Source organism: Thalassolituus sp. UBA675 (genome assembly GCF_002297765.1).
Lineage (GTDB): Bacteria > Pseudomonadota > Gammaproteobacteria > Pseudomonadales > Oceanobacteraceae > Thalassolituus.
Genome location: NZ_DBNJ01000001.1, coordinates 119,999 through 133,780 on the forward strand (window position 1 = coordinate 119,999; position 13,782 = coordinate 133,780).

Here is a 13,782-nt window from a genome sequence, read left to right on the forward strand (position 1 = left end):
AAAAACAGGCGCTTAATGCGCCTGTTCCCAGTTATCCCCAATACCCACATCCACAATGAGCGGCACGTCTAACGTCGCTGCGCATTGCATCTGGGTTTTCAGTTCTACCGCAAAGGTTTCGGCCTGATCTTCGCGTACTTCAAGGATCAGTTCATCGTGTACCTGCATCAGCAGTTTGGCGTCGTAGCCTGAGGCTGGCAGCCATTCGTGTACGCGGATCATTGCGCGTTTAATGATGTCGGCGGCGGTGCCTTGCATGGGCGCGTTGATCGCGGTGCGTTCGGCATGTTGGTGGCGCTGGACGTTGGATGAACGGATATCCGGCAGGTACAGACGGCGGCCGTAGAGAGTTTCAACGTAGCCCTGTTCTTTCGCTTGTTCGCGGGTGTTGTCCATGTATTCGCGCACGCCCGGATAACGCTCGAAGTATTTACTCACGTAATCCTGGGCTTCGCCACGGGCAATGCCGAGCTGCTTGGCTAAGCCAAAGGCTGACATGCCGTAAATCAGACCGAAGTTAATCGCTTTGGCGCTGCGACGCTGATTGTCGGTGACGTCTTCTTCTTTCTCGCCAAAGACTTCGGCGGCAGTCGCGCGGTGAACGTCGCGGTCTTCCGCAAAGGCGCTGACTAAGCCTTGGTCACCTGATAAGTGCGCCATGATTCTTAGTTCAATCTGGCTGTAATCGGCCGCGACCAGTTTGTAGCCTTCTGGGGCAATAAACGCCTGACGGATCTTGCGGCCTTCTTCTGAACGGATCGGAATATTCTGCAAATTCGGGTCAGTCGACGATAAACGACCAGTAGCTGCCACGGCCTGATGGTAAGACGTGTGCACCCGACCGGTTTTGCTGTTCATCATTAATGGTAGCTTGTCGGTGTAGGTACTTTTTAGTTTGGCCAGTCCGCGATTTTCAAGAATAAGACGCGGCAGCTCGTATTCTTCGGCGAGTTCCTGCAGCACTTCTTCAGCGGTTGAAGGCGCGCCTTTCGGTGTCTTTTTAACAACCGGCAGGCCCTGCTTCTCAAACAGGATTTCGGCTAACTGTTTTGGTGAACCCAGGTTAAATACCTGACCGGCGCTGTCGTGGGCAGCGCGCTCCAATTCCTGCAGGCGTTGTTCAATCTGAGCGCTTTGCTCGTGGAGCTTTTCTGCGTCGATTAAGGCGCCGTTCTCTTCCATTTCGAACAGTACCGGCATGACCGGCATTTCGATGTCTTTAAAGACTTTGGATTGCGCTTTACGGGCAGCCAGCTGCGGCCACAGCATCTGATGCAGGCGCAGCGTGATGTCGGCGTCTTCAGCGGCATACGGGCCTGCTTCTTCAATGCCGATCTGGTTAAAGGTCAGCTGTTTTGCTCCTTTGCCTGCGATGTCTTCGTACTTAACGGTTTTATGGCCGAGGTACTTGAGTGACAGGCTGTCCATGTCATGCTTAGTCGCGACGGAATCCAGCACATAGGATTCAAGCATGGTATCGAATTCCACGCCTTTTAACTGGATGCCATAATTCGCTAATACATGCGCATCGTATTTCATATGCTGGCCGACTTTTTTCAGATTTTTATCGTCTAAGATCGGCTTTAACTGTGCGAGCACGGCATCGCGGTCGAGTTGTTCAGGTGCGCCTGCATAGTCGTGGGCCAGTGGTACGTAGGCGGCTTTGCCTGCCTCAGTACAAAAAGACACGCCGACAATTTCGGCGTCTTTATAATTCAGCGACGTAGTCTCGGTATCGAAGGCGAATAATTCGCTGGATTTTAATTGATCGATCCAGTGATCAAGCTCGGCCTGTTCGAAAAGTATTTCGTATTCGCCTTTGCCAGAAAATACCTCGGGCGTTGGAATATTTTCTTCGTCGTCAGATTCAGCTGCAGCCGAAGATTTAGCCGAGGAGCTGGCAGCACTTGCTGCGACTTTGGCCGCTACTTTTGAGGCTATGTCGTCACCCACTTCATCCGACAGCTCGGCGATCCAGGCTTTGAATTCCATATCGCGGAATAAGCCCAGTAGAGTTTCCTGATCCGGCTCGATACTTTTGATTTCGGTCAGGCTTTGCTCAAGTTCAACGTCGCACTTAATGGTCGCGAGTTCTTTCGACAGGAAGGCCTGATCTTTGTGTTCTTCGAGCTTTGGGGCGAGGGTTTTTGCGCCACGGAAGCTCAGCTCTTTGACTTTATCGAGGTTGGCGTAGATATCTTCGAGGGAGCCTAAACCGGCAACCAGGCCGACGGCGGTTTTTTCACCGACTTTGGGCACGCCGGGAATGTTATCGACTTTGTCGCCCATAAGTGCGAGGTAGTCGATGATGTGCTCTGGCGGTACGCCGAATTTTTCTTTCACGCCTTCTACATCCATAAACACGTCGTTCATGGTGTTGATCAGGGAGACGTGTTCGTTCACCAGCTGGGCCATGTCTTTATCGCCGGTGGATACGATTACGTCCTGTTTGTGTTCTAACGCCTGCGCGGCGAGGGTGCCGATCACGTCGTCGGCTTCAACGCCGTCGATAATTAACAGCGGCAGGCCCATGGCGCGGATGATGTTATGAATCGGTTCAATCTGCTCGCGCAGTTCGTCTGGCATGGGCGGGCGGTGCGCTTTGTATTCCGGGTAGATGTCGTTTCGGAAGGTTTTGCCTTTGGCATCGAAAATCACGATGACCTGAGACTCCGGGTAATCTTTGTTGAGCCGCTTCACCATACTGATCACGCCCTTGATGGCGTTGGTGTGAAGACCTTTGGAGTTGGTCAGCATCGGGATCGCGTGAAATGCACGGAACAGGTACGACGACCCATCAACAAGAATCACAGGTTTTGCGGTCTCAGACATCTTGGTTTGGCCTTGAAATCAAAGGAAGACTGACGCTTACCAGCCCTCTCAGGTACACTGGTGTTAACGACGTTACTGGACGGGAAGTCTACCATGAAGATGCCAAAAACTCTGGCTGTTGGCCTTATCTCTGCGGTTCTCTCCGCTGTAATCTCAGCGAGTGCGCTGGCCGCCGAACCTGCCGGTGAAACAGTGACCATTCGCAACGATGGCGACAATACTTATTACGAGTTCCGGGTAAACGGCGAGATCGTTGAGATCAAGGTACAGCCGAAAGTCGGCCCAGCATATTACCTGACACCAACTCAAAGCGAAGCGGAAGAATTTGAGCGCACGGATGCCCCGAATATGCGGGTGCCGAAGTGGGTACTGTTTCGCTGGTGATCTGATTTCCTATGGCGGTTTATACCTCTCTGACGGCAGCAGATGTATCTGATCTGCTGTCACATTTCGATCTCGGTGAACTGGTGGAACACTCGCCGATTAGTGCCGGTATTGAAAACTCCAACTATGCAGTGACTAGCTCACAGGGTGAGTATGTGCTTACTCTGTTTGAGCATCATGCGCCGGATGAAGTCCGTAATTTTGTCCGGCTGGCCCGTCATCTGGGGGAGAAAGATCTGTGCGTCCCGAGTCCGGTGGAAGGTGCGTCGGGCGTTTGGCTGCACAGCCTGAAGAATAAACCCGCGATACTGTGCCGACGTTTTACCGGGTCTCATCCAGATCAGTTATCGGAGCAGCAATGCGAGGCTATCGGTCGAGAATTGGCGGAGTTTCATCTGGCCTCCAGTGATCTGCCTGATCCGCGCCATGACGAGCGCGGCTATGACTGGTGGCAGAGTATCGCGCCAGAGCTATCTACCGATCTGGAAGCGAGCGACAAGGCGCTGCTAACCGACGAACTGGCGTTCCAGAAAGCTCAGCGAGCTCAGTGGTGTCAGTTGCCCCATGGTTGGATTCACGCGGATCTGTTTCATGACAACGCGCTCTTTGATGGCGATGAGCTGACCGCGATCCTCGATCTCTACAACGCTTGCGAAGGTGCATGGCTGTATGACCTGGCGATTGTTGCCAACGATTGGTGTGCTTCTGACGATAGCGGCCTCGACCCAAAGCGCTTAGAGGCGCTTCTTATTGGATATCAAAGTGTCCGCCCGCTGTCGGAGTTTGAGAGTGGCATGTGGAATACCGTTCTGCGTGGTGCTGCGCTGCGTTTCTGGCTGAGTCGCCTGTTGGCCGCGCGTATGGCAAAAAGCCGCAGCGAAGAACTCCCAGCGCATAAACAACCTACGGAATATCGGGATCGCCTGCGTTGGCATCGCGCTAAATCCTTATCGAAAGGCTGAACGTCTTATGCGCTATTTTTCGTGTGACTGCACTGCTGGTGACAGCAAACCCGTCGCGCTGTTTTTTGAGAATACCCAATGCCTGAGCTGCCAGCGTCAGGTCGGTTGGTGTTTTGAAGAGCGCGACATGTTGGTGTTCGATCAGAATAAAGACGGCGGCTTTCATTACAAGGGCCGCGACTATGTACCTTGTGCTAATCGTGCGAGCGGTGTCTGTAACGCCATGATTCCTGCGGATCGTATAGGCGCCGAACCCGCGCTCTGCTTTGCCTGCCACTTTAACGACAATATTCCAGACCTGACGGTCGAGGGGCACGCTGAGCTCTGGGGCAATCTGGAAAGGGCCAAGCGTCGCCTGCTGTTTACTCTGGATTCACTCAGTCTACCGATGCCAGATAAACGGCAGTCGCCGGAAGGACTTAGCTTTCACTTCATGGCGGATAAAGACGCGAGTGACCATTTCCGCACGCCATTGACGCATGTTGCTGCCGTGTTCACTGGGCACGCACAGGGCGATATTACGATTAACCTTGCAGAGGCGGATGACGTTGCCCGCCATCGCATGCGCGTTGATATGGGTGAGCAGTACCGGACCTTGCTTGGGCATTTCCGCCACGAGGTCGGGCACTTTTACTGGGATTTACTGGTCAAGCCGGACGAGGCTCGCCTGATCAGGTTCCGCGAGGTGTTTGGAGATCCCGATCTCTCGTATCAGGCTGCTCTGGATAAGCATTATGCCCGAGATCCGGAAGATCAGAGCTGGCGCAGTCAATTTATCAGTGCCTACGCGTCGATGCATCCGTGGGAAGACTGGGCCGAAACCTTTGCTCATTACCTGCACATTATCGACACGCTTGAAACCGCGCGGGAGTGGGATCTGATCGATTTTGGTCAATACGCGGGGCTGACTCTGCCACAGGATGAGGGCATCTGTGATCCTCAGCGGCTGATCGACTGCTGGGGCGAGTTCAGTGTCAAGCTGAATGCACTGAACCGCAGCATGGGGCTGGCGGATGCCTACCCATTTGTGATCAATCCAGTGGTGGTCGGTAAATTGAAATGTGTGCACTCTATGCTGGATAAAACTCGCTAATCCCGATAGTTGTCCAAAAAGGATACTTTGCGCCGAATAGTGCCGTTTAGTCCCGGCGTCCTTGCCCGTTTTTCAGGGCGGTTATAAAATCGCGCCGCTATTAAAAAGACAAGCAGGGAGTCATATGAACGTCTTCATCACCGGGGGAACTGGGGGTATCGGGGCTGCTCTGGCCAGATACTATCTGAAATACGGTCATCGGGTCGGAGTCTGCGGCGGCGATCATGATGATTTTATCCGTGCTTTTCCTGATCAGCCTGAACTCGTTGAATTTTACTCACTTGACGTGACCTCACGCGAATCCTGCATTCAGGTTATTGGTGAGTTTGCTCAGGGTTCGCTGGATATTCTTATTGCGGCGGCAGGCGTGAATGATGGATCGCCGGTTCAGGGGCGTCCTCTGGATTTTGATCGCTCTAACCTTATTCTGGATGTGAATTTGCGTGGCGCGCTCAACTCCGTTGAAGGTGCACTGCCGATGATGCAGGCACAGGGATTTGGCTCAATCGCAATTCTTTCCAGTGCAGCAGGCCTCAATGGTTTTGGTCAGACGCCAGCCTATTGTGCCTCTAAAGCGGCGGTGAACATGCTGTGTGAAAGCCTGTCACTCCGTTACGCCGATCAGAATATCTCGGTTTCGGCGATTATGCCGGGATACATCGATACACCGCTGGCGCGGGCAACGCATCCTGATCTCGAAAAAATGCCATTCCTGATGGACTCTGAACGGGCTGCCCGAAAAATTGCCCGGGCAATTAAGCGCAGGAAAATGCGATATGTTTTCCCTTGGCAGATTCGTATGGTTTCCCGTGCGTTGCAGGTGATGCCGCGACCTTTGTTCCGCAGTCAGTTTAAGTGGAGTGAAAAATAATGGCGATTGTAATCACGGGTGCTTCTACCGGTATTGGCTTTTCTCTGGCTGAGCAATTAGCTGGTCAGGGGTATACCGTCTTCGCAGGTGCCCGTAAGCAGGAAGACCTGGATCGTCTGGGGGATGCTCATGCCAACATACGACCTGTTGCACTGGATGTCTGTAATCCTGAACAGGTTAATGCATTGGTTGAGCTGCTGCGGAATGAAAATATTAAAGTCGATGCCCTGATTAATAACGCCGGTGTCGCAGTGATTGGCCCTCTGGAAATTCAGAGTGATGACGATCTCCAGTGGCAAATGGAAACCAACCTGATCGGTACAGCACGCATGATCCGGAGCCTGTTGCCATTTTTGCGCGAGACCAAAGGGCGGATTATTAATGTCAGTTCGACATCCGGTTTAGTCGCCTGGCCTTTTGCCGGTGCGTACGTAGCGTCTAAATATGCGATCGAGGGATTGAGCGATGTGCTCAGAGTTGAGCTTCGTCGTTTTGGTATTGAAACGATTCTGATTAATCCGGGAGCAGTGGCCACCCCGTTGTGGGAAAAAACATTTTCGGCGGTGCATGAAAAATTAGCGCGCCAGCCTGAAGAAATACGTAAGTTTTATGAAGCCGACTCGAAACGCTCGGAAGACGCGGTGCGCAAAAGCGTCGATAAGGCTGTGAAACCAGAAGTTGTGGTTAATACAGTGCTTGAAGCCCTGGCAGCAAAAAAACCTAAGCCACGTTATCTGGTCGGCCCCAGCGCGAAAATTCAGTGGTGGATGCGGGTGCTTCTGAGCACGCAGTGGTTCGACAAATTAAAATATAAAATTGTCTACGGTGATAACTGATAACGAAAAGAGAAGGTACTTCCGGTGAGAAGTACCTGACCTGAAGAAAGCTGGCTAAAGCAGGATCAGATCCGCTGGCGGACGCTGGTGCCCAGATAACTTCCTTCCAGAACAATTTCAAAGCGCCTGTCGGTCGGGTGTCCGCGTCTCCTTCTTCCCTCTCTGGATATGCCTGGCAACCCAAGCCTTTGATAGCATCGCTTTGTGCTCATATTCATCAAGGCCGTTCACTGAAGTACCGAGCGTTCAATTATCAGAGGCAATTGTGGCTCTGGATATGGCGTCACCTAACCAAGCAGGGAGTTTATCCGGTCGCGTGTGCCAGTCGCCATGAGAGATCCAGTAACCGAACCTGTGCGCGCGCGTCGGCCATCACCGCACGAAGATTCTCAGGAATGAATGATTCGAACAAGGCCTGCTTATTCTCTGGTAATTGCAGCTGAAGGGCGGCGTAGTCGAGAGACGGGTGGGCCAGTGCTGCGTATTCCCAATCCAGCAGCCAGAGTTTACCTTCGCTATCGCGCAGCCAATTCGCGGGCAAAGGGTCAAGGTGGCACAAGCAGGCGTCATCGGCAGGGAGAGGTACAAGCTGAGACACTTCTTCTTTCAGTCTGATGACAGCTTCTGAATGGCCATCGCACTGGGCAAGATACTGAGCGCATGCGGCCTGGACATCGAGAGTATGCAGGTTGGCCCGGGGGCGCTGGGCGTGGACAGTAGAAAGCACTTCCGTCACTGCACGAAGGTCCTCGCTTGAAGGCGCGGCAGCGAGGGGTGTCCCGAGGATAAAATCACGTACCCAATAATTAAGCTCAGACGAGTGATATCTCACCGCTGGGGTAAGCCCTGCTTTGGCCATATGCTGGTGAATTGCCAGCTCTTCGTCGCGGTAAATACCCAGTGATGTTGCCGTATTATTCAGACGCAGCAGCACTTCGGTTCCCTCACTGCGGATCAGATAGTTCTGGTTGGTCAGGCCTCCGTGGATGCTCAGGATAGAGTCAGGTGGTGACGCTAACCCCCACTGATGCCACTCAGCCAGAATCTGTTCAGGAATCATATCTAAGCTCACTAAGCAGCCTGAGGTGACGCTTGTTGGGCTTGATAGTCTCTGCGCCATAATAGGTAACCACCCACCGCGAGCACGACATAGAAAGCCATCAGCACAGCCGTCAGGTAGAGCCCGCGGTCTATGTAAAGGTAGATCGCGGCAGCGTCGATCACGACCCAGTACAACCAGTTCTCTAGTATCTTGCGCGTTACCATCCAGGTAGTGAGTACGGCTCCCCAGGTGGTGAATGAATCCAGATAGGGCAGAGCCGCACTGGTATTGTTCGTCAGCAGCCATCCACTGATCAGACTGATCAGCACAACACCGCCAATGGCGATGCCATGCTGCTGGATTCCCCAGCGTTGAACCGGGAGGTCGGGTGATTCCGGAGAACCATTACGCCAGGCCAGCCAACCGTAAACAGCCATCGCCAGATAGTAAACATTCAGCGCAGACTCCATAACCAGCGACACATCAAAGAAGAGCCAGCTGAAGATCGCTGTGCTGCCAAAAGCCGCGTACCAGCACCATTGACTCTGACGCATCGCAAGCACCAGATAGGCAACACCCAGAAGTACCGCAGTGGTCTCCCAGTGACTCATTGTCTGAGCGTATTCAATCGCGCCTGAAATAATGGTGTTGAGCATGGTGGCTCCCGGTGTTCGTTTTTGATCAAAATGAATGGCGCGCAGTGCGCACCCTACATGCGGTAAGGGCGAGCACTGCTCGCCGTCTTAGCCGTGGGGGTTAAGCGCCGGGTCAAGATTCACGCCGATAAACTTACAGACGAAAATCGCTTTGCCGTAGGTTTCCCAGCTCAGCTTCATTTCATCGCGCAGGGTGTTCATCACCAGCTCGTGGTCGCCGAATACCTGAGTACTCATGGTGTTGGTGACCACGGTTAAGCCGTCGATGGTATTCAGACGGTCGATAAAGCTTTTGATCGCCGGGATGTAGTCGTCTGCTAATGGGTATTTGCTGATTTCTACTGAGATTTCCATAGTGTTCTCCAGTGTTTGATGTGTAGGAGGGAAACTTCTTCCCGAACACCGTTATTGCCGATGCTCAGGGATAAGATCCCCTCCTGCATAAAGGTCAGAAATACAGCTTACCTTCGACACCGTAAGTCAGAGGCTCGCCGTACTGGACATAGCCGTACGAGGCGTAGCCATCGCGAGGGTCGTTACCAAATCCGAAACCGCGTACTTCGTAATCACGGTCGGTCAGGTTACGGCCATACAGGCTGACCTCATAGTCTGGCTTGGCGTAGGCGATACGGGCATGCCAAAGGACGTAGGCTTCTGACTGGAGATCATGGCTGTCTGAGAAGTAGAACTCATCTTTAGCTTCGCTTTCCAGACGTACAGACAAAGCATCAGTCAGACCATAGGTCAGTGCGGTAGATGCGCTGTACTGAGGAGCATGTGCCTGCTGACGACCGTCCTGAACGAATACACCGTAGTATTCAGATTCATAGGTGTATTCGCCGATTTCTGTGATCAGGTAGCCGTAGCTCAGCGCCCAGTTCAGACGCTCAGTGATGTCCCAGTCAGATTCCAGCTCAATGCCGTAGTTTTTGCCTTGTTTGGTGTTACCGATGTAATCCTTGAACTTCGGCGCCCCATCTTCCATGTAGCTGAACGAGTTCTTGATCTGCTGGTCTGTACGGTCGATATAGAACGCGGCAATACGGGTTTTCAGGCTGTCAGCCAGCAGTGATGATTTCAGACCCAGCTCAATGCTGTGGTTGATTTCGGCATCGAAGGTACGCAGTTCATCATCCAGCACGGGTTCGCTGTTCACGCCACCGGCTTTATAGCCGCGCGCCAGTGTTGCGTAGGCCAGGTGCTCGTTACTCACCAGTGCTTCCAGTGTAATACGGCCGCCGACCAAGGTTTCGTCGGTGCCTTCACTCAGGCCAGTGTTGTCTTCGAAATCGTTTGCCCAGTTTTCAACACGTAGACCTGTGATCAGGCGCAGTGTGGATGACAGATCGGAGTTAAGCTCACCATAGGCCGCAATTGATGTGGACGTCAGCTCACTGGTGAATACTGGATCGTAGGTGTAGTTGCGGGTCAGGTCTTCGCTGCGCTGCATGGCGTAGATGCCTGCTACCCAGTCAGTAGTGTTATTAAATAGACGGCCATCAGTGCCTGACATCAGGCGGACATCAGCAGACTGGCGCTTGTAGTCGCGCAGATATTGGTCAAATGAACTGTAACCATCGAAGTCGGCAAGACATGGCCCCTGCGTGGTATCGCATGGATCAGGCTGGTACACAGGCTCATCCGCAAGGAAGATGTATTCTCCGTATGCCCAGTCTTCGTCGTAGCTATATTCAATGTCCGACATGCTGGCAGTCAGCTCGGTCTGAAGAATCAATGCACTATTGATCTGAGTGTCAGAAGTGAGGGCGAGTGCATGTGTATCCTGAGCGTCGACGCCAGGAGCGTTTGAGTACGTCTCACGAGTGTTGTCCAGGCTGAATGCATCGTAGCCATTGTCGACATCGGCATAGAGGTAGGTCAGACTAACGTCAGTGTCATCACTGACCTGAAACGCCAGCTTACCGCGCGCAACGACTTCGTCGATGTTGTTGGTGTCATCACGGTTCAGGAAGGTGTTATCGATGTAACCGTCAGACTGATAGCCGTTGACAGCGATACGCCCCTGAACAGAATCAGTCAGGCTGCCGGAGACTGCACCACCGAGACCATAGCTGTCGTAGTTACCAGCGCGGGCAGACAGGTAGCCTTCGGTTTCTTTGGTCGGGTCATTGGAACGGATGTTGATCATGCCGGCCAGTGCATTCGCACCGAAGCGTGTGCCCTGAGGACCACGCAGAATCTCAACCTGTTTAACGTCGAACAGGGTTGCAGCACCGCCTAATCCAGTCATGTCGATGCCGTCGATCACCAGACCAACGGATGGGTTAACCGGATCAATGAACTGACTTCTCTCACCAATGCCGCGAATCTGGTAGAAGCGACCACGGGAGGCACCAGAAGAGTAATTCACATTCGGGGCAAAGCTCAGCACTTGCTCCAGGTGTTCCGCGCTGCGCGCTTCAATATCCTCGCTGCCAACCACCGTGACGGCTTCAGGAATTTGTTGAACATTGGTCTGGCGGAAATCTGCTTCAACGGTGATGGGAGTCAGTTCGACATCTGAGTGCGCCATTGAGGAGGCGGTCATTACAGCAATAGCCAGTGGAGTGCGGAGCGTTTTATGAGTCATGGGTCTGCCTGTAAACCTTACGATACTGGTAAACAAAGACCCGGCTGTCGCGTAGCTGCGCATGGCGCGCAATGTATGAATTGTCGTGCAGTATCGACTGCCTTCCCATTCCTACGCCGGTACTAACCGGATCAGGTTCCGGGGTTTAAGCTTGAAGCTAATCTCAGGCTGCACTCGGCAACCTCCCCCTGGGTATGGCGCATGGTAACTAAGCGTCAACACCACTGTCATCACCTTTTTTTACACTCACTATCTATTGATATGCGGGCGTAAAACCCTCATAACCAGTGTCAGACCCTTACTTGATTAGCGGAGAGCACAAAGATGCTTCGTATATTTCTCTTTCTGGCGACCAACCTTGCAGTAATTCTGGTCGCCAGTATCACTCTGAGTCTGCTGGGTGTGGACTCGTATTTCCAGCAGAACGGCACGGATCTTAACCTCCAGTCGCTGCTGATTTTCTGTCTCGTCTTCGGTATGGCGGGTTCTCTGGTATCTCTGTTCATTTCCAAATGGATGGCAAAGAAAGGCATGCGCGTACAGGTCATTGATCAGCCGCATAACTCCGGAGAGCAGTGGCTGGTCAGTACGGTAAAAGAACTGGCAGACAAAGCCGGCATTGGCATGCCAGAAGTCGGTATTTTCCAGTCGGATGCGCCTAACGCTTTCGCGACGGGCTGGAACAAAAATGATGCGCTGGTGGCGGTCTCTACTGGCTTGCTGCAGCGTATGAGTAAAGAAGAAGTGAAAGCGGTGCTGGGTCACGAGATTGGCCACGTAGCGAACGGTGATATGGTCACGCTGGCTCTGATTCAGGGTGTGGTGAACGCGTTTGTTATGTTCTTTGCCCGTATTATCGGTAACTTCGTCGATAAGGCCATTCTCAAGAATGAAAATGGCCCGGGCATTGGTTTCTTTGTGGCAACCATCGTTTCAGAGATTATTCTCGGTATTCTGGCTTCGACCATCGTGGCATGGTTCAGTCGTCGCCGTGAATTCCGTGCGGATCAGGCGGGTGCCGAGCTGGTCAGCCCTGCTGCGATGGCGTCGGCGCTGATGCGTTTAAAAGAGACTTACGAGCAGCCAAGTGAACTGAAGGGCGAGCTGGTCGCATTCGGTATCCGTGGTGAAGGTAAGTTCTCAGCTCTGTTTGCGACTCACCCACCGCTTGATGTGCGCATACAGGCACTTCAGCAGCGCTACGGTAATTCGCAGTAATAACCGTTTCCTCTGCAAATAAAAAAGCCCGCTTTCGCGGGCTTTTTTATTGTATTTTCTTCAGCAGTGCATCGCGCCACGCATCAGCAATTTCCCGGATGGTCTGTTGATCTGGGCAGATGTGAGGGTGCATCTTTAACGTCAGTGTCAACTGACCGTACCACTCTGTTGTTGTCGCCGAGATTGGGTAGTTGGCCGTGCCCGGAGCCACAGCAACCAGGCGACGGTTATCTGGCTTGGGTGGATTATCCTGGCCGGGCAGGGGCCAGCTGCCCATGTTAGAGCAGCTACCCATGTAAAACTGTTTGCCACTGGTCATGCGGTAGATCAGTTTCACGCCGGTCATACCAACCCACTTACCAATGTTTGCCAGTTTCCAGTTTGCCCAGTGTTGTTTGCCTTTAAAGCGTTGCCGCATCTGTGATTGCCACTCCTGAGGAGAAGATGTCGGCTTGGTGAGCATGTAAAAACCAGAGACCTGATTAAAGCTTTCAGTCTGGATACCTGTCGCACCGCGCACGTTGACTGGATAAAACCAGTAAAAGGGATCGTCGCCCTCAATCATGCGTGCGGCAACAATATTGCTGAGCTCGGCGTAGATCAGGCTACCCGGGCTGACCTTGTGCTCTTTGCACCACTGGTTCAGTTTTGTGGTTTCTTCTTCTGAAAAGCAGGAAATCTCCGGCGTCAGTGCGTCGTGCTGAGTGTTCTCGTAAGTCTTCTTCCAGCGTACGACCTTTCTGCCTTCTTCGGTTGGGAATTCTTTTTTGGCTTTGCAGATTTCTCGCCAGCCCGGAACTTTGGTTTCGTTACAGACAGGAAGCGGATAACAGGGGTAGCCCATTGGCCGGAGGATATTGGCGAAGCCCGCCATGCCATCAGCATCCGCGTGTTGCCAGGTCTTCCAGTCAGTGCTGTTGGTCTCGGGGTCGTACCAACCCCAATAAATCGTGTCGGTTATGCCGTATGGTTTGCGCGCGTGATACCACATGGCAATGTAGTCTTTTTCTGCCATCGGGGCTTCCTATTATTGTTATTGTCGCCGAGTAAACCAACTATAACGGATATCTTAGGTCAGCGGTATGAGACGACAGGCGCCACTTCAAAACAAGTTGCGTACCAAGTCACTACTTGCAGGTTTGACCTGAAATGCCTTACCCAGTTACGCCAATCTCACGAGTGATGACGTCCGAGTGACTGGCTGAGCAGGTCGACGGGTCTCTTCAGAGACTAGTTCATTTATGGCATTCATCCAGCCACCTGTTAACGGACTAGCTCCATTGGCTTCTGATCGAGAG

General features: G+C 52.8%; 12 protein-coding genes and 1 riboswitch. Of the genes, 6 read left to right on the plus strand and 6 right to left on the minus strand.

The window, feature by feature from the left end:
* Positions 1-12: 12 nt before the first annotated feature.
* Positions 13-2,832: a DNA polymerase I gene (polA, locus tag B3007_RS00550; RefSeq protein WP_301377849.1), complete on the minus strand. Its 2,820-nt coding sequence runs from the start codon at positions 2,830-2,832 to the stop codon at positions 13-15.
* Positions 2,833-2,925: 93 nt separating this feature from the next.
* On the opposite strand from polA, the gene B3007_RS00555 reads away from it, so the two are divergent.
* The 5 genes from B3007_RS00555 to B3007_RS00575 all read left to right on the plus strand — a co-directional run bounded on the left by B3007_RS00555 (position 2,926) and on the right by B3007_RS00575 (position 6,978).
* The gene (locus tag B3007_RS00555) at positions 2,926-3,216 is read left to right on the plus strand and encodes a DUF2782 domain-containing protein (RefSeq protein WP_245820038.1); all 291 of its coding nucleotides are present in this window, start codon (positions 2,926-2,928) and stop codon (positions 3,214-3,216) included.
* A gap of 11 nt (positions 3,217-3,227) precedes the next feature.
* Positions 3,228-4,178, plus strand: a complete 951-nt coding sequence (locus B3007_RS00560) for a homoserine kinase (protein WP_301377850.1) — start codon at positions 3,228-3,230, stop codon at positions 4,176-4,178.
* Between the two features lie 7 nt (positions 4,179-4,185).
* On the plus strand, positions 4,186-5,271 hold the full coding sequence (locus B3007_RS00565) for a zinc-binding metallopeptidase family protein (RefSeq protein ID WP_068436160.1): 1,086 nt from the start codon (positions 4,186-4,188) through the stop codon (positions 5,269-5,271).
* A gap of 124 nt (positions 5,272-5,395) precedes the next feature.
* The gene (locus B3007_RS00570; RefSeq protein WP_068436164.1) at positions 5,396-6,142 is read left to right on the plus strand and encodes an SDR family NAD(P)-dependent oxidoreductase; all 747 of its coding nucleotides are present in this window, start codon (positions 5,396-5,398) and stop codon (positions 6,140-6,142) included.
* A complete protein-coding gene (locus B3007_RS00575) occupies positions 6,142-6,978 on the plus strand; it encodes an SDR family oxidoreductase (protein ID WP_068436166.1) in 837 nt (278 codons plus the stop codon). Before B3007_RS00570 ends, B3007_RS00575 begins: the two co-directional genes overlap by 1 nt.
* Positions 6,979-7,282: 304 nt before the next feature.
* Here B3007_RS00575 and B3007_RS00580 read toward each other — a convergent pair whose 3' ends face one another.
* The 4 genes from B3007_RS00580 to B3007_RS00595 form a co-directional block, all read right to left on the minus strand.
* Positions 7,283-8,050, minus strand: a complete 768-nt coding sequence (locus B3007_RS00580; RefSeq protein ID WP_301391309.1) for a choline/ethanolamine kinase family protein — start codon at positions 8,048-8,050, stop codon at positions 7,283-7,285.
* A complete protein-coding gene (gene pnuC / locus B3007_RS00585) occupies positions 8,050-8,676 on the minus strand; it encodes a nicotinamide riboside transporter PnuC (protein ID WP_068436664.1) in 627 nt (208 codons plus the stop codon). The genes B3007_RS00580 and pnuC overlap by 1 nt, the downstream gene beginning before the upstream one ends.
* 87 nt (positions 8,677-8,763) lie before the next feature.
* Positions 8,764-9,030 (minus strand): YkoF family thiamine/hydroxymethylpyrimidine-binding protein, encoded by a 267-nt coding sequence (locus B3007_RS00590; RefSeq protein ID WP_068434962.1) that lies wholly within the window; start codon positions 9,028-9,030, stop codon positions 8,764-8,766.
* 94 nt (positions 9,031-9,124) lie between these two features.
* On the minus strand, positions 9,125-11,266 hold the full coding sequence (locus B3007_RS00595; protein WP_301377852.1) for a TonB-dependent receptor: 2,142 nt from the start codon (positions 11,264-11,266) through the stop codon (positions 9,125-9,127).
* Positions 11,267-11,357: 91 nt separating this feature from the next.
* Positions 11,358-11,465: riboswitch (TPP riboswitch) on the minus strand.
* A gap of 125 nt (positions 11,466-11,590) precedes the next feature.
* Here B3007_RS00595 and htpX point away from each other — a divergent pair.
* Positions 11,591-12,484 (plus strand): protease HtpX, encoded by an 894-nt coding sequence (gene htpX, locus B3007_RS00600; protein ID WP_068436660.1) that lies wholly within the window; start codon positions 11,591-11,593, stop codon positions 12,482-12,484.
* 46 nt (positions 12,485-12,530) lie between these two features.
* Here the strand turns inward: htpX and B3007_RS00605 are convergent, their stop codons facing one another.
* Complete coding sequence (locus B3007_RS00605; protein ID WP_301377853.1) at positions 12,531-13,499, minus strand: hypothetical protein; 969 nt, start codon at positions 13,497-13,499, stop codon at positions 12,531-12,533.
* Between the last annotated feature and the right edge of the window lie 283 nt (positions 13,500-13,782).